Annotated in this window: 15 protein-coding genes; 7 read left to right on the forward strand and 8 right to left on the reverse strand. The window is 68.5% G+C overall.

Features of this window, described 5'->3' with window-relative positions:
- Positions 1-16: 16 nt before the first annotated feature.
- The gene (gene hrpA, locus ACFQVD_RS00535; RefSeq protein WP_343962042.1) at positions 17-3,910 is read left to right on the forward strand and encodes an ATP-dependent RNA helicase HrpA; all 3,894 of its coding nucleotides are present in this window, start codon (positions 17-19) and stop codon (positions 3,908-3,910) included.
- A gap of 186 nt (positions 3,911-4,096) precedes the next feature.
- Here hrpA and ACFQVD_RS00540 read toward each other — a convergent pair whose 3' ends face one another.
- Together ACFQVD_RS00540 and ACFQVD_RS00545 are read right to left on the reverse strand one after the other, a co-directional pair.
- Positions 4,097-6,508, reverse strand: a complete 2,412-nt coding sequence (locus tag ACFQVD_RS00540; protein WP_343962045.1) for an ABC transporter permease — start codon at positions 6,506-6,508, stop codon at positions 4,097-4,099.
- Positions 6,508-7,212 carry an ABC transporter ATP-binding protein gene (locus ACFQVD_RS00545; RefSeq protein ID WP_343962047.1) on the reverse strand — a complete coding sequence of 235 codons (705 nt, stop codon included), beginning with the start codon at positions 7,210-7,212 and terminating at the stop codon, positions 6,508-6,510. The genes ACFQVD_RS00540 and ACFQVD_RS00545 overlap by 1 nt, the downstream gene beginning before the upstream one ends.
- Positions 7,213-7,393: 181 nt before the next feature.
- Between ACFQVD_RS00545 and ACFQVD_RS00550 the strand changes: the two genes are divergently transcribed.
- Both ACFQVD_RS00550 and ACFQVD_RS00555 read left to right on the forward strand, forming a co-directional pair.
- Positions 7,394-8,068, forward strand: a complete 675-nt coding sequence (locus ACFQVD_RS00550; RefSeq protein ID WP_343962050.1) for a response regulator transcription factor — start codon at positions 7,394-7,396, stop codon at positions 8,066-8,068.
- A 55-nt stretch (positions 8,069-8,123) separates the two neighbouring features.
- Positions 8,124-9,155 carry a sensor histidine kinase gene (locus ACFQVD_RS00555; RefSeq protein ID WP_343962052.1) on the forward strand — a complete coding sequence of 344 codons (1,032 nt, stop codon included), beginning with the start codon at positions 8,124-8,126 and terminating at the stop codon, positions 9,153-9,155.
- 112 nt (positions 9,156-9,267) lie between these two features.
- Here ACFQVD_RS00555 and ACFQVD_RS00560 read toward each other — a convergent pair whose 3' ends face one another.
- Positions 9,268-9,951, reverse strand: a complete 684-nt coding sequence (locus tag ACFQVD_RS00560; protein ID WP_386368344.1) for a Uma2 family endonuclease — start codon at positions 9,949-9,951, stop codon at positions 9,268-9,270.
- Between the two features lie 164 nt (positions 9,952-10,115).
- Here ACFQVD_RS00560 and ACFQVD_RS00565 point away from each other — a divergent pair, with 164 nt between their 5' ends.
- Positions 10,116-10,775 (forward strand): HAD family hydrolase, encoded by a 660-nt coding sequence (locus tag ACFQVD_RS00565; RefSeq protein WP_343962057.1) that lies wholly within the window; start codon positions 10,116-10,118, stop codon positions 10,773-10,775.
- Between the two features lie 277 nt (positions 10,776-11,052).
- On the opposite strand, the gene ACFQVD_RS00570 is transcribed toward ACFQVD_RS00565, so the two are convergent.
- Complete coding sequence (locus tag ACFQVD_RS00570; protein ID WP_343962059.1) at positions 11,053-11,358, reverse strand: DUF5709 domain-containing protein; 306 nt, start codon at positions 11,356-11,358, stop codon at positions 11,053-11,055.
- Between the two features lie 94 nt (positions 11,359-11,452).
- Positions 11,453-11,800, reverse strand: coding sequence for a hypothetical protein (locus ACFQVD_RS00575; RefSeq protein ID WP_343962061.1), 348 nt, complete (start codon positions 11,798-11,800; stop codon positions 11,453-11,455).
- A gap of 252 nt (positions 11,801-12,052) precedes the next feature.
- Here ACFQVD_RS00575 and ACFQVD_RS00580 point away from each other — a divergent pair, with 252 nt between their 5' ends.
- Together ACFQVD_RS00580 and ACFQVD_RS00585 are read left to right on the forward strand one after the other, a co-directional pair.
- Entirely contained in the window at positions 12,053-12,907 is an 855-nt protein-coding gene (locus ACFQVD_RS00580; protein WP_343962063.1) for a helix-turn-helix domain-containing protein, read from the forward strand.
- A gap of 5 nt (positions 12,908-12,912) precedes the next feature.
- Complete coding sequence (locus ACFQVD_RS00585; RefSeq protein WP_343962167.1) at positions 12,913-13,161, forward strand: DUF397 domain-containing protein; 249 nt, start codon at positions 12,913-12,915, stop codon at positions 13,159-13,161.
- Between the two features lie 47 nt (positions 13,162-13,208).
- Here the strand turns inward: ACFQVD_RS00585 and ACFQVD_RS00590 are convergent, their stop codons facing one another.
- The 3 genes from ACFQVD_RS00590 to ACFQVD_RS00600 all read right to left on the reverse strand — a co-directional run bounded on the left by ACFQVD_RS00590 (position 13,209) and on the right by ACFQVD_RS00600 (position 16,316).
- Positions 13,209-13,685 carry an NUDIX hydrolase gene (locus ACFQVD_RS00590; RefSeq protein ID WP_343962065.1) on the reverse strand — a complete coding sequence of 159 codons (477 nt, stop codon included), beginning with the start codon at positions 13,683-13,685 and terminating at the stop codon, positions 13,209-13,211.
- A 179-nt stretch (positions 13,686-13,864) separates the two neighbouring features.
- Positions 13,865-14,410, reverse strand: a complete 546-nt coding sequence (locus ACFQVD_RS00595; RefSeq protein ID WP_343962068.1) for a GNAT family N-acetyltransferase — start codon at positions 14,408-14,410, stop codon at positions 13,865-13,867.
- 82 nt (positions 14,411-14,492) lie between these two features.
- Positions 14,493-16,316 carry an ABC transporter ATP-binding protein gene (locus tag ACFQVD_RS00600; protein WP_343962070.1) on the reverse strand — a complete coding sequence of 608 codons (1,824 nt, stop codon included), beginning with the start codon at positions 16,314-16,316 and terminating at the stop codon, positions 14,493-14,495.
- A gap of 342 nt (positions 16,317-16,658) precedes the next feature.
- Here ACFQVD_RS00600 and ACFQVD_RS00605 point away from each other — a divergent pair, with 342 nt between their 5' ends.
- Positions 16,659-18,707 (forward strand): M6 family metalloprotease domain-containing protein, encoded by a 2,049-nt coding sequence (locus tag ACFQVD_RS00605; protein ID WP_343962072.1) that lies wholly within the window; start codon positions 16,659-16,661, stop codon positions 18,705-18,707.
- The last annotated feature ends 33 nt before the right edge of the window (positions 18,708-18,740 follow it).

The raw sequence follows: 18,740 nt of genomic DNA on the forward strand, positions 1-18,740 counted from the left end.
TATCCTGGGTTTCAGTATGGGAACGCCTCCTTTGACATCTCCGCTCTCCGAGTTGCACACGCGCCTGCCCGAGCTCACGCTCCGTGACCAGCGGCGGCTACGACGCAGGCTCGACGGGGCTCGCAAGGTCAGAAACCGGGCCGCGCAGCAGAAGATCACCGTCGAGATCACCGCCGACATCGAGCGGGCCGAGCGCCGGGTCGCCCGACGTCGCGCCGGCGTTCCCGCGATCACCTATCCGGAGGCGCTGCCGGTCAGCCGGCGCAAGGACGACATCCTGGAGGCGATCCGCGACAACCAGGTCGTGATCGTCGCCGGTGAGACCGGCTCGGGCAAGACCACCCAGCTGCCGAAGATCTGCCTGGAGCTCGGCCGGGGCGTCAGAGGGCTGATCGGGCACACCCAGCCCCGCCGGATCGCCGCCCGTACCGTGGCCGAGCGCGTCGCCGAAGAGCTCGACACCCCGCTCGGCGACACCGTGGGCTACAAGGTGCGCTTCACCGACCAGGTGAGCGACGGCACGCTCGTCAAGGTCATGACGGACGGCATCCTGCTGGCCGAGCTGCAGAACGACCGCGACCTCGACCAGTACGACACGCTGATCGTCGACGAGGCGCACGAGCGCAGCCTCAACATCGACTTCATCCTGGGCTATCTCAAGCAACTCCTGCCGCGCCGCCCCGACCTGAAGGTGATCATCACCTCGGCGACCATCGACCCCGAACGCTTCTCCAAGCACTTCGGCGACGCGCCGATCGTGGAGGTCTCCGGCCGGACCTACCCCGTTGAGGTGCGTTACCGGCCGATCGCCGAGGACGACGACCAGATCCAGGCGATCGGCAGCGCCGTCGACGAGCTGTGCGCCGAGGGACCCGGCGACATCCTGGTCTTCCTCAGCGGCGAGCGGGAGATCCGCGACACCGCCGAGGCGCTCGCCAAGCGCAAGGACGCCGAGATCCTGCCGCTGTACGCCAGGCTGTCCGCCGCCGAGCAGCACAAGGTCTTCCAGCGGCACACCAGGCGCAGGGTCGTGCTGGCCACCAACGTGGCCGAGACCTCGCTGACCGTGCCCGGCATCAAGTACGTGGTCGACCCCGGATTCGCCCGCATCTCCCGCTACAGCCACCGCACCAAGGTCCAGCGCCTCCCCATCGAGGCGATCTCCCAGGCCTCGGCCAACCAGCGCAAGGGCCGCTGCGGCCGGGTCTCCGACGGCATTTGCATCCGGCTGTACGAGGAGGACGACTTCGTCACCCGGCCGGAGTTCACCGACCCGGAGATCCTCCGTACCAACCTCGCCTCGGTCATCCTGCAGATGACCTCGATCGGCCTGGGCGACATCGGGGCCTTCCCGTTCGTCGAGCCGCCCGACCAGCGCCAGGTCAGGGACGGCTACGACCTGCTCCAGGAACTGGGCGCCTTCGACCAGGGGCGGCAGATGACCCCGCTCGGCCGCAAGCTGGCCGGGCTCCCCGTCGACCCGCGACTGGCCCGCATGGTGCTGGAGGCCGACCACAACGGCTGCGTCCGCGAGGTCATGGTCATCGCCTCCGCCCTGTCGATCCAGGACCCGCGCGAACGTCCGGCCGACAAGCAGCAGGCCGCCGACGACAAGCACCGCCGGTTCGCCGACAAGGAGTCCGACTTCGTCTCGTACCTGAACCTGTGGAACTACCTGCAGGAGCAGCAGAAGGAGCTCTCCTCCAGCGCGTTCCGGCGCCTGTGCAAGGCGGAGTTCCTCAACTACCTGCGGGTCCGCGAGTGGCAGGACGTCTACGGCCAGCTGCGCCAGATGTCGAAGACCCTCGGCGTCGCCCTCAACAGCACCCCCGGCGACGAGCAGAAGATCCACATCTCCCTGCTCTCCGGGCTGCTCTCCCACGTCGGCGTCAAGGACATCGACAAGAAGACCGCGGAGCCCGGCGCCCGCCGCGGCACGAACGAGCCGCGCAGGCCGATGACCGAGTACATCGGCGCGCGCAACGCCCGGTTCGCGATCTTCCCCGGTTCCGCGCTCGCCAAGAAGCAGCCGCTCTGGGTGATGTCCGCCGAGCTGGTGGAGACCTCCCGGCTCTGGGCCCGGGTCAACGCCAAGATCGAACCGGAGTGGGTCGAACCGCTCGCCGCGCACCTGATCAAACGCACCTACTCCGAGCCGCACTGGGAGAAGAAGCAGGGCTCGGTGATGGCGTACGAGAAGGTCACCCTGTACGGGGTGCCGATCGTGGCCCAGCGCAAGGTCAACTACGGCCGCATCGACCCCGAGCTGAGCCGGGAGCTGTTCATCCGGCACGCCCTGGTCGAGGGCGACTGGGAGACCCACCACGCCTTCTTCGCCGAGAACCGCAAGCTCCTCGAAGAGGTCGAGGAACTGGAGGAGCGGGCCAGGCGCCGCGACATCCTCGTCGACGACGAGACCCTGTTCGACTTCTACGACCAGCGCGTTCCCGCGGACGTCGTCTCCGGCCGGCACTTCGACTCCTGGTGGAAGAAGGCCCGCGCCGACCAGCCCGACCTGCTCAGCTTCGAGAAGTCGATGCTGATCAGCGAGTCGGCCGGCGACGTCAGCCAGCGCGACTACCCCGACGTGTGGCGCCAGGGCGGCCTGCGCTTCCCGCTGACCTACCAGTTCGAGCCCGGCACCGACGCCGACGGCGTCACCGCGCACATCCCGCTCGCGCTGCTCAACCAGGTCAACGTCGAGGGGTTCGACTGGCAGATCCCCGGTTTGCGCGAGGAGTTGCTCACCGCGCTCATCCGCAGCCTGCCCAAGAACATCCGGCGTAACTTCGTCCCGGCCCCCAACTACGCCAAGAGGATCCTGGAGCAGGCCAAACCCACCCAGGAGCCGCTGCTCGCGGTGCTGGAGCGCGAGCTGCTCAACCTGACCGGCTTCCAGGTGACGCGCGAGAACTGGCAACCGGACCTGGTCCCGGACCATCTCAAGATCACCTTCAGGGTGACGGACGGCCGCAGGCAGAAACTGGCCGAGAGCAAGGACCTGGCCGACCTCAAGCGGCGTCTCGCCCCCAAACTCCGCCAGACCCTCTCCAAGGCCGCCGACGGCCTGGAGAGAACCGGCCTGACGGGGTGGACCGTGGGCGCGCTGCCCAAGACGTTCGAGCAGCGCAGGATGAAGGCCTATCCGGCGCTCGCCGACGAGGGCGCCACCGTGGCCGTACGAATGTTCGAGACCGAGGCCGAGCAGCGCCGGGCCATGTGGGAGGGCACCCGCAGGCTGCTGCTGCTCAACACCCCGTCCCCGGCCAAATGGGTGCTCGGCCGCCTCGGCAACCAGTCCAAGCTGGCGCTGAGCCGGAGTCCGCACGCCGGTGCCGTCGCCCTGTTCGACGACTGCATCGCCTGTGCCGCCGACCACCTCATGAACGAGCACGGCGGGCCGGTCTGGGACGAGTCCGCCTTCACCGCCCTGCACGAGGCGGTCCGCGCCGAACTCTTCGACACCACGGCCGAGACGGTCGCTCGCGTGGAGAGCATCCTCAAGGTCTGGCACACCGTCTCGACGCTGCTGCCCGAGTCTCGCTCGACGCCCGCGATCGAGGACATCCGCGACCAGGTGGCCAACCTGGTCTATCCGGGCTTCGTCACCGAGACCGGCTACAAGCGCCTGCCCGACCTGCTCCGCTATCTCAAGGGGGCCGAACGGCGGCTGGAGAAGGTGCACGAGGACGCGTTCCGCGACGGGGAACGGATGGGCAAGGTGCACGACATCGAGGACGACTACCACGAACTGGTGGAGAAGCTTCCTCCGGCCCGCCGCTCCGACGACGACGTCCGGCAGATCCGCTGGATGATCGAGGAGCTCAGGGTCAGCTACTTCGCGCAGACCCTCGGCACCCCGTACTCGATCTCCGACAAGCGCATCCGCAAGGCGATGGAGAAACTATGAGCCGGTTCGCCCGCCGGGGCTGTGCTGTAGTGCCACAGTGCTGTGCACCGCAACGCGTTCGTCTTCAGCGGGTCCCTACTGATCAAGAAGGGACTCGTCTATGCACCCGAGCATGGACACGTCGCGTACCCAGTGCCGCGCACGGTGGACTTCCTCAGCCGCCGGCCAAGCGATTGACGAGGGGTTTCAGTCGAGGGACAGCCCTGCGGCCGGAGTCACCCGGGCGGCCCGGCGTGCCGGGAGAACAGCGGCGAGGAGTCCGGCCAGGGCGGAGATGAGGACGACGACGCCGAGTGATGGCCAGGGGACTTGCATGGTGGCGTCCCTGAGAGCCCGCTTCACAATCGTCTCGTAGCCGACCCAGGCGAACCCGACGCCGATCACGGTGCCGAGCAGGGTGGCCACCACCGACAGCAGCACTGCCTCGGTCGCCAGCATCCGCCGCAGCTGCCTGCGGGTGAGCCCGAGCGCGCGCAGCATCGCGTGTTCGCGGGCGCGTTCGAGTACGGAGAGCCCCAGGGTGTTCGCGATCCCGATCAGGGCGATCACGACGGCGATGCCGAGCAGGCCGAGTGCTGACCAGGTGTAGATTCCCAGCTGTTGGTCCAGCGACTCCCAGGTCCGCAACCCGTTCTCGATCGTCGCGCCAACCGGATCCGCCAGCTCGTCCAGGTCACTGCCGAGTCGAGCCGGGTCGGCGCCGGAGGAGGCGCGGATCCAGATGGCATGTGGCTCGGGGGCGTCGGTGAGCGTCGCCAGCGTCTCGGGCGCGACCACGCCCGCCCGGCCCCAGCCGGTGCCGACGGCGACCTGCAACTGGGCTCGCCGGTCGCCGACGCGCACCGTGACCCGGTCGCCGGGCCGGAGACTCAGGCTCTTGCCGAAGGCCTCGGAATCGAGTCTGATCTTCCCCGGCTCCACCCGGGCGAACGCCCCGCCGTCGCGGGCCACTTGCGCCGCGGCCGGTGCGGTGACAACCGGGATCGGTTCGTCGAGCCCGGCCACTCGGGCCACGGCGCCGTCCATTGAAACGGCCTGCTCCACACCGGGAGTGTGACGTACCCGGTTGAGGAGGTCAGTGGTGACCGGCTCCTTGGGCGAGGTGAGCGCGACATCGATGGGGTGGTCCCTACCGATCTGCTCATCCAACGACGAACGCCACGTGGTCATCCCGGTGAGTACGGCGGTCGTCAGGGTGACGCCGACCAGCAGGGAGGCGGTGGTGGTGGCGGTCCGCCGCGGATTGCGCACAGCGTTCTTGGTCGCCAGCCGCCCGGCGGGGCCGAGCAGCGCGCCGGTGATCCGGACCAGGCGGGGAACGAGCACCGGCCCGAAGAGGAGTACGCCGCCGAACACCGATCCTCCGCCGGCCAGCATCAACGCCGTACTGCCCTGGACCATCGCCACCCCGAGCAGGGCCGGCCCGGTGACCAGGAGGATCGTAGCGAGCGCCAGCCGCACCAGGCCGGTGGCCGTGTGTACGTCGACCGCGGCATCCGGGCGCAACGCCGCCAGCGGGCTCACCCGGACCACACGCCGGACCGGCAACCAGGACGCGACCATGGTGACCGCCAGGCCGATGGCGAACCCGCCCAGCAGCCAGAGCGTGGGTAGCTCGGCGGCACCCATCGGGACGGTCGGCGCGAGGGCGCTGATCAGGGCGATCAGCCCGTAGCCGAGACCGATACCGACCAGTGTCCCGGCCAGTGACGCGAGCACCCCGACGACGGCCGCCTCGCGGCGTACCGAACGCACCACCTGCCGCTGGGTCGCGCCGACGCAGCGCAGCAGTGCGAAGTCGCGGAGTCGTTGCGCCAACAGGATGGAGAACGTGTTCGCGATGACCAGGACCGAGACGAAGAGCGCGATGCCGGCGAACAACAGCAGCATCACCGACAAGCTGTTCACCCTGTTCTGGACATAGGTCAGCCGCTCCGCGGCGAAACCCTCCGGCGACTGCGCCTTCGCGCCTTCCGGGAGCTGACCTACCTCCCCGCGCACCGCCACCGCGTTCAGATGGAGGTGGTCGCGCCACCGCAGCAACTGCGGCCAGGTGACGTACATCGAGGCCTGGGCCGGGGGCGAGGGCGACTCCACCAGACCGACCACCCGTACGTCGCGCGCGGCGGCGCCCTCGCCGATCCGAACCCGGTTGCCGACCGCGATATTCTCGGCCAGGGCGAAATACACGTCCACCACCGCCTCGCCCGTGCTCGCTGGGAAGCGCCCCGAGCTGAGCTCCTGCCAGCGCCACTCCTCCAAGATGGCGATCGGCCCCACGGTCGTTTCGGAGAGCCGCCGGCCGTTCACGCGCGCCGGCAGCGTTGCCCGGCCGGTCGCGGCCGCGTTCTCACCGTGTCGCTCGGTCAATGCGATCGCGGCCTTCGGGTCCAGCTCGAACGATGGCCACCCCGCCGCCGAGACCACGTGGTCGGCATTGCGGTACGGCGCCCCCAGGCCGTCCATGAGTCCGCTGTATGCCCCGGACGTGAGCACACCGACCACGACGACGAAGGCGACGGCGACGGCGACCGCGACCACCGCTGCGACGTACCTGCGGAGGTGGGTGCGCAGCGACGCGAGGAAGACGGTACGCATCAGACGATCCGCCCGTCCTGCATGGTGACCACGTCGTCGGCGTACGCCGCCGCGTCCCGCTCGTGGGTGACCATAACGACGGTCTGGCCGAGCTCGCGCGCCGACCGGCGCAGGTGGTCCAGCACCTCCGCCGACGTGGTGCTGTCCAGGTTTCCGGTGGGCTCGTCGGCGAACAGCAGGTCCGGCTGGGTGACCAGGGCTCGGGCGATCGCGACCCGCTGCTGCTGGCCGCCGGACAGCTCCGCGGGCCGGTGGCCGAGCCTGTCGGCCACGCCGAGGACATCGGCGAGCGTGTGCACGCGCTCCCGTGCCGCGTCGTCGACCCGGCGACCGCCCAGCTCAAGCGGGAGCATGATGTTCTCTCCCGCAGTGAGCATCGGCAGCAGGTTGAACGACTGGAACACGAAGCCGACGTGTTCGCGGCGGAAGATCGTGAGCGCGTCGTCGTCGAGTGATCCGAGGTTGATACCGGCCACGGTGACGGTGCCGCCGCCGGCCTGGTCGAGTCCGGCCAGGCAGTGCATCAGCGTGGACTTGCCCGATCCACTCGGCCCCATGATCGCGGTGAACCTGCCTCGTGGGAGGTCGAGGTCGACGCCGCGCAGGGCATGCACCTGGGCTTCGCCCCGGCCGTAGGTCTTGGTCAGGTCCCGCGCGCTGGCGGCCAGGGTTTCCTGAGTGGCTTGCCGGGTGGTGGTCGTCATGGCGTAGAGGCTTCCGGGGGACCAGGCTGGAGAGCCATGAGGATCGTCGATCGTGTAGGGCGGGCTGCTGTTCGTGCTGGCTCGCTGTAGGTCATGCCTGCAGTCAAGGCAGCGTGGTGTTGCCAGCACGTATGTGGTTTTCGATATGCCGACGATATGCGCCGGCTCGTAGCCTCGGAGCATGCGTGTGTTGATCGTTGAGGACGAACGCTTTATGGCAGAAGCCATCCGCGATGGCCTACGCCTGGAAGCGATCGCGGCAGACATCGCAGGTGACGGCGACACCGCTCTGGAGCTGCTGAGCGTCAACGCCTACGACATCGCCGTCCTCGACCGCGACATCCCCGGCCTCTCGGGCGACGAGATCGCCAAACGCGTCATCGCCTCCGGCAGCGGCATGCCCATCCTCATGCTCACCGCCGCCGACCGGCTCGACGACAAGGCCTCCGGGTTCGGGCTCGGGGCCGACGACTACCTCACCAAGCCCTTCGATCTCCAGGAACTCGTGCTCCGCCTCCGGGCACTCGACCGCAGGCGCGCGCACAACAGGCCGCCCGTACGCGAGATCGCCGGCCTGCGCCTGGACCCGTTCCGCCGCGAGGTCTACCGCGACGGCTGCTACGTCGCGCTCACCCGCAAACAGTTCGCCGTGCTCGAAGTCCTCGTCGCCGCCGAAGGCGGTGTCGTCAGCGCGGAGGAACTCCTGCAGCGGGCGTGGGACGAGAACGCCGACCCCTTCACCAACGCCGTCCGCATCACGGTCTCGGCGCTGCGCAAACGGCTCGGCGAACCGTGGCTCATCGCCACCGTGCCCGGCGTCGGCTACCGCATCGACGCAGGAGGCGAGGGTGGATAGGGCGCGCGGGATGAGCGTCCGGCTCAAGCTCACCCTCAGCTACGCCGGATTCCTCATGCTCGCGGGCGCGTTGCTGCTCGCCGCCGTGTGGGTGTTCCTCCTGCGGTACGTACCCGACGGCTGGCCCGCCCTTCTCTACGTGGCGCCCAACCGCATCCTCCTCCTGGGCGCCTTCGCCCCTGCGGCGGCCGCGGTGATGGCGTTCCTACTGGTGTTCGGCCTGCTAGGAGGATGGATTCTCGCCGGACGCATGCTCGCCCCCCTGACCCGTATCACCGACGCCACGCGCATGGCCGCGAACGGATCGCTCTCCCACCGGATCCGGTTGCCTGGCCGCGCGGACGAGTTCCGCGAACTCGCTGACGCCTTCGACGCCATGCTCGTGCGGCTCGAAGCACACGTCGCCGAGCAACAGCGATTCGCGGCCAACGCCTCACACGAACTCCGCACCCCGCTGGCGATCTCACGGGCGCTTCTCGACGTGGCCCGCCGCGATCCCGACCGTGACATCGGCGAACTCGTCGAACGCCTTCACGCCGTCAACACCCGGGCGATCGACCTCACCGAGGCGCTCCTCATGCTCAGCCGCGCCGACCAGAGATCCTTCGCACGGGAACGCGTCGACCTGTCCCTGGTGGTGGAAGAGGCCGTCGAGACACTGTTCCCGCTCGCAAAGAAACGCGGTGTCACCATCGAGACTTCAGGTGAGATCACCCCGGTTGAGGGGTCGCAGGCGCTCCTGCTGCAACTGGCGACGAACCTGGTGCACAACGCGATCGTGCACAACCTGCCCGTACAGGGAACCGTGTGGATCAAGACCGGCATCGGCCCCGAGGCGCTCACCGTCGAGAACACCGGCGAGAAGCTGTCCCCAGAGGTGGTCCCTGCACTTACAGAACCGTTTCAGCGCGGCACGGGAAGAATACGCAACGACCACGCAGGCGTCGGACTCGGCCTGGCAATCGTCAAGAGCATCACCCACGCGCACGACGGGTCCCTCACTATCGTCCCGCGTCCTGCGGGCGGACTCCGTATCGTCATTCAACTGCCCACCCCACCACCACATACAGCCAAAAAGTCAGGTTGAGGTGCCACCGGCACATCGGACAGGAGCGAGACGTGTTCACCGGCTGGTGGCTCCGTCGTGCCGTATCCCGGTGCCGACGCCTCGCTGGGTGGGGCAGGTCGAGTCGGTGTCGTTACAGGAAGATCGAGGTGTCCAGGTCGAAGTCGACGGGGGAGGGGATCCGGAGCGGTTTGCCCATCTCGGTGTGGGTCATGGTCCGGTAGCTGCCGTCCTCGGGATCACTGAGGACGGTCACCGCGGGCGGTGAGGCGACGGGGTCGACGATCAGCATGATCGGAATGCCGCAGCCCGCGTAGATCCGGGGCTTCGTGGCACGGTCCATCTCCATGGAGCCGGGCGAGACGATCTCCGCCACCAGGATCAGGCCCGAGGAGAGGATCTCCCGATCGCCCCAGAGCGGAGCGTCCACGGGGACCAGGCAGTAATCGGGGACCAGAGTGTCACGTGGCCCCTCGATGCAGATATCGACATTTCCCGCAAAACTCTCCCAGTCGTTTTTCTCCAGGATGGGCTGCAAGGCAAAGGCGAGGCGCATGGCGATCCGGCCGTGCTTGGGAATGCCAGATGGGCTCACGATGAGGTTCCCGTCGATGATCTCGGCGCGAAGGCACAGGGTTGGGGGAAGAGCCTCGAAGATCTCCCTCGGGGTGCGAGGTAGTGGACGGTCCTCAGGTGCGGCGGGCGGCTGGGGCGCGGTGCGCGGTGCGGGTCGCTGAGACACTGTCATCACCATCGGCCTGTATCCCTTCGTGTCCGAACATGCACTCTCAGTGTTCCATGGGGTGTCGTCGGTCATGAGAGAAATGCGCGGCGACCATGGATCGGCTGTGGGCTGCGGCACGGCCGGGAGTGATGCCGGTGTTCAGGCGCGTTCGTACGGGGGGCTCGCTCTGGAGTGGTCCCCGGGTGTCCGTTTTGCCGGGGCGGGTTACGATCGGACGGGCTTGGGAAGGGGGCGGCGTGGTCAAGGCGCTGGTGTTCGATGTGGGTGAGACGCTGATCGACGAGACGCGGATCTGGTCGCGCTGGGCCGACCGGCTCGGCGTCACCCGGTTCACCATGCTCGGCGTGCTGGGCGGCATGGCCGCGCTCGACCGGTCGTTCGAGGACGCGTTCCGGCTGCTACGGCCCGGGTTCGACGTCGATGCCGAGCAGGAGGCGTGGAAGCGGGACGACCCCGCCGGGCTCCGGGTGAACTTCGACGCCGACGACCTCTATCCGGACGTACGGCCCGGCCTGGCCGCGTTGCGCGGGCTCGGATACGAGCTGATCATCGCGGGCAACCAGCCGCCGCAGGCATATGACGCGCTGGCCGCGATGGATCTGCCCGTCGACGCGATCCACACCTCCGACGGCTGGGGTGTCTCCAAGCCCGATCCGGGGTTCTTCGCGAAGGTCGTCGCGGTGTCCGGGCGCGAGGCCGGCGAGATCCTCTACGTGGGCGACCGGCTCGACAACGACGTCCGGCCCGCCCGCGCAGCCGGAATGTGGACCGCGCTGATCCGCCGGGGCCCGTGGGGTCACCTGCATGCCGCCCGCCCCGAGGCGGCCGAGGCTGACCACGTCATCGACGACTTCCCCGGCCTCGTCGCGGCCCTGGGAGGCAGGGCCGCCAGTTGATCGCGGACCGCTCGCGGAGTAGGGCGGGGTCGCGCACATCAGGCCACGTGCCTACGCGGAATCGGTTACCCGGTCGTGGATACTTCGCGGAGCCGGACACATGGCTCCGACGGCGTCCTCGGTGAGGACACCGCGAAGGACCTCCCTAATGCGATGTTCCTCACCGGAAGTACAGATCCACCCCGGTCCTGGCATCAGGAAGGCAGGACCGGCGATCCCGGCCTCCCCGCCGCGCGTTCGCAACCTCCAATGAGGAACGGAGCACTAACGAGCCGGATCAGTCGGGTTCGATGTGGATGGCGCGTTCCTCGGCTGACAGGTCTCCGCTGTCCGGGCCGACATCCCGGGCGTACTCCTCGGACGTCTCGTCCGGGCCGAGGCCCTCATCCGGCGCCACCAGCCGGTCCTCCTCGCGGGGGGGCCGCCGTTCGTGGTTCGGGGCCTCACGCCAGAGACGTTCGTCAAGCGTGTCCCGATGTTCGGGGTCGTCCGGAAGGATCTCGTGGTGCAGACCGAGGTCATCGGTCCACTCCTCGACTTCAACGGCCTGCTCGTCGCTTAGACCTTTACGGTCCGGGGGCATTTGACTCATATTCCGGCCATACCCGTTTTATGCCCGAAAACCCACAGGTCAGAGCATGGCTCGGCGGCCGCCGAGCCATGCCGCGCGGGTACGGTTACCTGTCGCCGTCGCCGAGCCAGACGAGGTCGGAGCCGAGCCGGTACGCGGCGCTCCGCGCGCTCGTCCACCGGCCGAATCCCCTGGTCGCGCCGACGGTGGCCGCGTCGCCGCCCGGCAGGGTCAGCCCGTACGCCACCACCCGCGCCGTGATCTCCTCGTCCTCGGCCTCGCGGACCAGCGCGAACACGCGGGGCAACCCTCCGGCCAGTGCCCGCACCTCCTCCCTGCTGAGCGGCGAATCGGACTGCCAGCACAAACCGCCTTCGCGGTCTCCGGTCTCACCGCGCCGCGAGCCCATGCCGTGGTAAACAGTCGGGTAGTCGGAACCGTTGAAGTGCTCCATCTCGGGTGCTTCCTTCCGGCATCGGGACCGGGGTGGGCGTGGCCTGTCAGCGAAGCCCGCCCCGGGCTCCTTCTCTTCCCTGATGTTCGTGTGACCACGTGACCGTCCCGTGGTCACACGCTGCCATTTTTTGCGCGCTCTGTGAGCGGGTGGCTACGTTGGGTATAGTGACACACGGTTACTGAAGTTCACAAGCTGTATTTGCCAGGCTGGCGAAGCTCTGGCCTGTACAGCCCAGCCTGGAAGGTGGATATGGCTGCTCCGAAGTGGGTGACGCTCCGAGCGCAGTGGCTCGGCCAGCAACTCCGTGAGTTACGTGAGGCCAACTCTCTGTTGCTCAAGGATGTGGCCGAGTATCTCCAGCGAGACCCGTCCACTGCGGGTCGCTTCGAATCGGGGGAGTATCCGATCCGACGCCCGGACCTGCTGGCACTCCTTGATCTGTACGGCGTGGCCGACGGCAGGCGACGCGAGAGCCTGATGAAACTCAGCCAGGAGGTCTGGCAGAAGGGCTGGTGGGACGGGTATGCCAACGAGGTCGCCGGTGCGTTCGTCGACTACGTGTGGCTGGAGTCCCGAGCAGCCGAGATCCGCTCCTTTGACAACACACTGCTTCTCGGGTTGTTTCAGACGCAGGAGTACGCGCGGGCGGTGATCGCGGCGGCAGAGTTCGGTGCCGAAAAACAGCAGATCGAGCGATGGGTCGAGTTGCGCATGACTCGTCAGGAGATCCTCCGAGGTGACGACCCTCCGCGCCTGTCAGCGATCATCGATGAGGCGGTGTTGCACCGTGAGGTCGGTGGTCTGGAATGTCAGATGGCGCAGCTACACCATCTGATCGAGTGCGCAGCCCGGCCGAATATCGAGATCCGAGTGCTCCCGTTCAGCGCTGGTGCGCATGCCAGCCCGACAGGTGCTTTCCGAATACTGGCGATGAGGAATCCCTATCCTGAGGTCGCCTATGCGGAGACTCCGAAGGGCGCTATTTACGTGGAATCACCCGACGCTGAAAGCTTCGTGCTGACGTACGATAATTTGCGGAAGCTCGCCCTCGGCCCCGGAGACTCGGCCGAACTCATCTCCGCAATAGCGAAAGAAATGCGGTGAACGCGATGCAAGAGCACAGCAAGCCCAGCTCCGCTGAACTGACCAGTGTGGCCTGGCACATCAGCACGAAGAGCGAGAACGGCGGCGGAAGTTGCGTGGAGGCCGGGCCGTTGGCGGATGGTAGTGGGCGGGTGGCGGTGCGGCACAGTCGTCGGCCTGGTGGTGAGGTGATCGTCTATACCCGCGCGGAGTGGGAGGCGTTCATCGGTGGTGTCAAGGACGGGGAGTTCGACTTCCCCGACACCTCGTGTTGAGGCGCGAGGGTTGAACACGGCGACGGGGCCCGTCAGGCCCGGTCCGGTCATTCGTCCGACAGGTAGATGGGACGTCCTTCGTGCCGGGCGAGGCGGGCGGTGAGCAGGCGGGTGGTGATGTTCCCCGATAGAAGGGTGACGGCGGTGTGCCACGGAAGGAACGCCACCTCGTCAAGCTCCTCGGCCTCCGGAGTGATCTGGTCGGCATCGCTCAGCACGCCGCCGTCGAACACGAAGCTGATCAGCGGGCGGGGGCGTTCCCCCGACGGGGGGCTCCAGTGGACCACGAGGAGGTCACCCACCTCGACGGGCACGCCGAGTTCCTCGGTCACCTCGCGCCTCGCGCACTCGTGGGGCGCCTCGTCCTCTTCCACGACCCCGCCGGGGAAGTCCCAGGTCGGCCGGTAGTTGGGCTTGACCAGCAGCACCCGGCCCTCGGGGTCGGTGATCAGCAGGCAGGCGCAGACGAACACGGTGGGCAGGGTGGCGTACCAGGTGACGGGGTCGAGGTAGGGCTTGCTCACTTTCGCCACGCTACCGCCACGAGCCGCCCGTCCCTGGCAAGGCCCGCCGAGGCGTCATCGGTCGCTCACATCCGGAAGGCCGGGCGTCACCGCCGCCGCTCGGTCGAGTCTCCCAAGCCGGCGTGCTCCCCTCCTCGGCCCTCCCCAACGGCAGGTGCCCCGGTGGACGATCCTTCTGCTCAGCCGAGCTTCTTGACCAGCACCTCGAACTCCAGGTCGTCCCTGGTCGGCAGGCCGAAGCTCTCGTCGCCGTAGGGGAAGGGGGCCGTCTCGCCGGTGCGGACGTAGCCTCGGCGCACGTACCAGGCCAGCAGTTCCTCGCGGACCGAGATCACCGTCATGCGCATCTCGTCCACCCCCCACTCGTCGCGGGCGAGACGCTCGGCCTCGGCGAGGACCGCCTTGCCGAGGCCGCCGCCCTGCAGCGTGGGGCGTACCGCGAACATCCCGAAGTAGGCGTGCCCGTCCCGGCGCTCCACCTGGCAGCAGGCGATGATCTCGCCCTTCGACTCCACGACCAGCACCTGGCCGTCCGGGTTCAGCACCGCGGCGGCCACGCCCCCGGCGTCCGTCCGCTGCCCGCCCAGCAGGCTCGCCTCGCTCGTCCAACCGGCCAGGCTCGACTCGCCCCGGTAGGCCGACTCGACCAGGGAGACCAGGGGGACGACGTCCGCGTCGGTGGCGGCGCGGAAGGTCGGTTGGGCGGTCCGCGAGGGGCTGTTCATGCGTGTTGTCCTTCAACAGGGGATGGCGAGGCGTCCGATGCCGTGGAACGAATCTAATCGAGGGGGGCGCCGCTCACCCCGGTCAGGCCGTGGTGAGGGAGCGGTCGCGGTTGACCAGGGCGGCGTAGGGGCCGCCGGCGGCGAGGAGGTCGTCGTGGCCGCCGCGTTCGACGATACGGCCCCGGTCGAGGACCACGATCTGGTCGGCGTCGCGGATAGTGGACAGGCGGTGGGCGATGGTGATGGTGGTCCGGCCGCGCGACAGGGTGTCCAGCGCCTCCTGGACGGCGCGTTCGGTCTGGGTGTCCAGGGCGCTGGTGGCCTCGTCCAGGACCAGCACGGGCGGGTCGCGCAGCAGCGTCCTGGCGATGGCCAGGCGCTGCTTCTCGCCGCCGGAGAAGCGGTAGCCGCGCTCGCCGACCACGGTGTCGTACCCCTCGGGCAGCGAGGCGATGTGGTCGTGGATCCGGGCGGCCCGGGCGGCGGAGACGATCTCCTCGTCGGTGGCCGAGGGGTTGGCGAACCGCAGGTTGTCGGCGATCGAGGAGTGGAACAGGTAGGTCTCCTGGGAGACCACGCCGACCGTCTCGGCCAGGGCCTCGAAGGTCAGCTCGCGCACGTCCACCCCGTCGATGGTGATCCGCCCGCCGGTCACGTCGTACAGCCGGGGCAGCAGGTAGCTCAGCGTGGTCTTGCCCGAGCCGGTCTCACCGACCACGGCCAGGGTGGTGCCCGCGGGAACGACGAGGTCGATGTCCGACAGGGTCGGGGTCTCTCCGTAGGAGAAGTCGACGTGCTCGAAGCGGATCTCGCCGCGTACCGTCTTCGGCGTGTGGGTGCCGGGGTGGATGTCCACGGTCAGGTCCAGGTACTCGAAGATCCGGGCGAACAGCGCCAGGGAGCTCTGCACGTCGACGCCGAGCCGGAGCAGCGACACCGAGGGGCGGAACAGGTTCAGCTGGAGGGTGGTGAAGGCGACGACGGTGCCGATGGAGATCGCCGAGGTCAGTCCGGTGGCCCAGTAGATCATCGCGGGCATGGCCGCCATGATGATCTGGATGGTGGACTGCCGCCAGCGCCCGGCCATGCTGGAGCGGAGCTCCAGGACGGCCAGCTCGTCCGAGGCGGCGGAGAACCGTCTGGCGAGCTCGGGGCCCTGGCCCATCGTCCGGCCCAGCAGGATGCCGCTGATCGACAGCGACTCCTGGATCATCGACGACATGGCGGCCATCTTCCGCTGCCGCTCGGAGGTGATCTTCCTGCGTTCCCGGCCGACCCTGCGGCTGATGCCGACGAAGAGCGGGAGCAGCAGCAGCGACACCACGGTCAGCCGCCAGTCCAGCACGAGCATCGCGATGACCGTCGCGATCACGGTGGTCAGGTTGGAGACGATCGCGGCGGCGGTGGAGGTGACCACCAACTGCATGCCGCCGATGTCGCTGGCGATGCGCGACTGCACCTCGCCGGTCCTGGTGCGGGTGAAGAAGGCCATGGACATGCGCTGCAGGTGGCCGTAGACGGCGGTGCGCAGATCGTGCATGACGCGCTGGCCGACCCCGTTGGAGATCAGCATCTGGATGACGTCGAGCACGCTGGTGACGACGGCGACCGCGACCATGCCGAGTACGAGCAGCGTCAGCAGGCCGGTCCTGCCGTGCGGGATGGCGTCGTCGAGCACCGCGCGGAGCATGAACGGCGAGGCCAGCGAGACGAGCGAGGACAGTCCGATGAGGGCGCCCACGACGACCAGCCGGCCCCGATAGGGGCGGAACAGGCCGACGACGCGCCGCAGGGGCGCGCGGGGCTCGCTGTTCGCGGGGAGTGGTCCGTCTTCGGCAGGTGCCTCATCGCCGGGAGACGCCGTGTCTTTGGAAGGCGCTTCGTCCGCGCGGGGATCGTCGGTCATGTTAGGGGTTTCGTGCCGTTCGGCATTCCTGGTCTGTTCCGTCACGGAACTCCCATCTGAAGTTTGCTCGGACTAGAAGAGATTACTGTGCTGGTCAGACCCCTCCTTGGGCAGTCGGCTCGTCGAGGAGTTCACCCGGCGGGAGAGAACCGGACTCGAAACGGCCGTTCATCCGGGAGGCCCGGCCCGTGCGGGTGGGGATCTCCCGGCTTCGGCGCCGGGGAGGAACCGGCAACTTTCCTGACGGCGGATCGTTGATCTATCCGAAAGTGATCTATAACGTCATTTAGCGTGACTCGTCCCCCCAAGTTGCTTAAAGTACTGATCGCCGCAGTTGTACTGATGCCCATCGGTCTCGCCTCCCTGCCCGCCTCCGCCGACCCCGCCCCGGACCCGGAGCACCCCTGGCGCCTGGAGCAGTGGCCCCAGACCCAGCCCTGGCAGCGGGACGCCCCCGAGGACTCGGCCGCACGGCGCGCCGAGCCCGCCGGCCCGGCACCGATCGACCCGCAGAACTGGAAGAACCCGGACCACATGACGTGGGCCGACTACCGCAAACCACCCGGCACCAACTGGGCCGACCCCGCGGTCAAGGGGTCCAAGCGCACCTTCCGCGGCGCGCTCGTCCTGGCCGACTATCCCAACCAGCCGTTCGTGGTCACCCAGCCCAAGGGCTCGACGGTCTTCAAAAACCCCAGTGCCGAGGCCCACGACATCCCCCGCGACCAGGTCGCCGGCTTCTACCGGGACTTCCTCAACACCCCCAACGACCTCAACCGGGGCCACACCATCCACGAGTACTGGATGGAGGACTCTCAGGGCCGCTACGGCGTGGAGCTGACCGCGTTCGGCCCCTACCAGATGCCGGGCAAGTCACACGAGTACGCCATGGAGTTCCAGGGAGGCACCGCCTGCCCGGCCGGTGACGCCTGCAACCGCAACATCAGGACCGACGCGCGGGCGGCGTGGATCGGCGACGTCGGCCAGGAGGTTCCGGCGGGCTTCGACTTCGTCTTCTACCTGAGCGCGGGACAGGACGAGTCGGCCACCTGGCAGGAGTTCGGCTCGATCAAGTTCCCCACCAAGGAGGCGGTGACCGACGACTTCGGCCCGCCTGACCCGGCCCTGCCCAACTGGGCCAGGACCCGCTACGTGGAGTGGACGTCCTGGGCCTCGGCCGCCTCCATCTGGCCCAATGCCGGGGGCGGGTCCTCCACCCAGGCGGAGAGCTCGGGGCAGGGCGTCTACGCCCACGAGCTCAGTCACATCCTCGGCATCGGCGACAACTACAACAACCCGTTCGGGGTACCGCCGCGCCGGGCGTACACCGGGATCTGGGAGATGCTCAGCCGGGGCAGTTTCAACGGCCCGGGTGGCCCGCACAGCCGCTGGCTGATCCCGCCCACCTCGGGTGGCTCCATGGGAGCCCAGCACATGCTCCGAAACAAGATCAAGCTTGAGATGGTGGACGAGAACAACGTGCTGCGCCTGTCCCGTGAGGCGCTGGCCGAGTCCGGGGTCGTCGTGGCGGAGGTGACCGCCCGGGTGATCCAGCCGGGACCGGCCGGCCTGTCCGGGGTCAACATCGCCTTCGGCGACGGCGACCGCAGCCCGGCCTGCGACGTGCGCACCGACCCGCTCTGCGACGGCGGCGGATACCAGAACTACACGCTCGAGGTCGTGGACAGGATGGGCGCCGACTCCTTCACGCCCGACTCGGGGGTGCTGCTGGCCAAGACCAAGAACGCCGACCAGGCGCCCTTTGAGTGGGTGATCGACGCCAACCCGCAGGACATCGGGATGACCGACTACGTCCTGCCGGACGGCACCGCCGTGCCCATCACGATCGGCGACTACCGCCAGCTGTCGGACGCCCTGTTCCACGCGGGCACCGGCTCGGGCTCCGAGTTCGAGTACGTGGACGAGGCCAACCGGCTGCACTTCTACGTCCTGGATCTCAAGCGCGACCGCAAGGGCGTGCTCTCCTACACGGTGGCGATCCGCTCGCTGGACGGCGCCGGCCCGAACAGGCGCGGCGTGAAGGTGCTCCCGTCCGTCGGCCTCCCGTCCGGCGACGGCCTTTCCACCTGCCGCTTCCCGCTGGTCAACACCGGCAGGGCCGCCCAGGCCGCCGGGCGGCACCCCGAGGATGTGAGCGCCTATCTCAAGAGTGACGTCTACCGGCTGTCGGTGAAGGTCGAGGGCCGGGGCTGGACCGCCTCGCTGCCCAACGAGCTCGCCACCGCGGGCTCGGGCAAGAGCACGCTGGTCGCCGTCAACGCCCTGCGGGCGGCGGGTGGCAGCCACCTCGCGAAGGTGACCCTGACCGCCACCTCGGAGAGCGACCCGGCCAAGACCGCCAAGGCGACCTGTCAGGTGCTGGGGCGCTGAGGCCCGGACTGTGTCACCCCGGCGTCACCCCGG

The organism is Streptosporangium amethystogenes subsp. fukuiense (assembly GCF_042665875.1).
Taxonomy (GTDB): domain Bacteria; phylum Actinomycetota; class Actinomycetes; order Streptosporangiales; family Streptosporangiaceae; genus Streptosporangium; species Streptosporangium fukuiense.

Excerpts from the sequence above, each read along its gene's own strand:
- hrpA (WP_343962042.1), top strand. The coding sequence starts at position 17 with ATGGGAACGCCTCCTTTGACATCTCCGCTCTCCGAGTTGCACACGCGC.
- ACFQVD_RS00540 (WP_343962045.1), bottom strand. The coding sequence starts at position 6,508 with ATGCGTACCGTCTTCCTCGCGTCGCTGCGCACCCACCTCCGCAGGTAC.
- ACFQVD_RS00545 (WP_343962047.1), bottom strand. The coding sequence starts at position 7,212 with ATGACGACCACCACCCGGCAAGCCACTCAGGAAACCCTGGCCGCCAGC.
- ACFQVD_RS00550 (WP_343962050.1), top strand. The coding sequence starts at position 7,394 with ATGCGTGTGTTGATCGTTGAGGACGAACGCTTTATGGCAGAAGCCATC.
- ACFQVD_RS00555 (WP_343962052.1), top strand. The coding sequence starts at position 8,124 with ATGCTCGCGGGCGCGTTGCTGCTCGCCGCCGTGTGGGTGTTCCTCCTG.
- ACFQVD_RS00560 (WP_386368344.1), bottom strand. The coding sequence starts at position 9,951 with ATGACCGACGACACCCCATGGAACACTGAGAGTGCATGTTCGGACACG.
- ACFQVD_RS00570 (WP_343962059.1), bottom strand. The coding sequence starts at position 11,358 with ATGCCCCCGGACCGTAAAGGTCTAAGCGACGAGCAGGCCGTTGAAGTC.
- ACFQVD_RS00575 (WP_343962061.1), bottom strand. The coding sequence starts at position 11,800 with ATGGAGCACTTCAACGGTTCCGACTACCCGACTGTTTACCACGGCATG.
- ACFQVD_RS00580 (WP_343962063.1), top strand. The coding sequence starts at position 12,053 with ATGGCTGCTCCGAAGTGGGTGACGCTCCGAGCGCAGTGGCTCGGCCAG.
- ACFQVD_RS00585 (WP_343962167.1), top strand. The coding sequence starts at position 12,913 with ATGCAAGAGCACAGCAAGCCCAGCTCCGCTGAACTGACCAGTGTGGCC.
- ACFQVD_RS00595 (WP_343962068.1), bottom strand. The coding sequence starts at position 14,410 with ATGAACAGCCCCTCGCGGACCGCCCAACCGACCTTCCGCGCCGCCACC.
- ACFQVD_RS00600 (WP_343962070.1), bottom strand. The coding sequence starts at position 16,316 with ATGACCGACGATCCCCGCGCGGACGAAGCGCCTTCCAAAGACACGGCG.
- ACFQVD_RS00605 (WP_343962072.1), top strand. The coding sequence starts at position 16,659 with ATGCCCATCGGTCTCGCCTCCCTGCCCGCCTCCGCCGACCCCGCCCCG.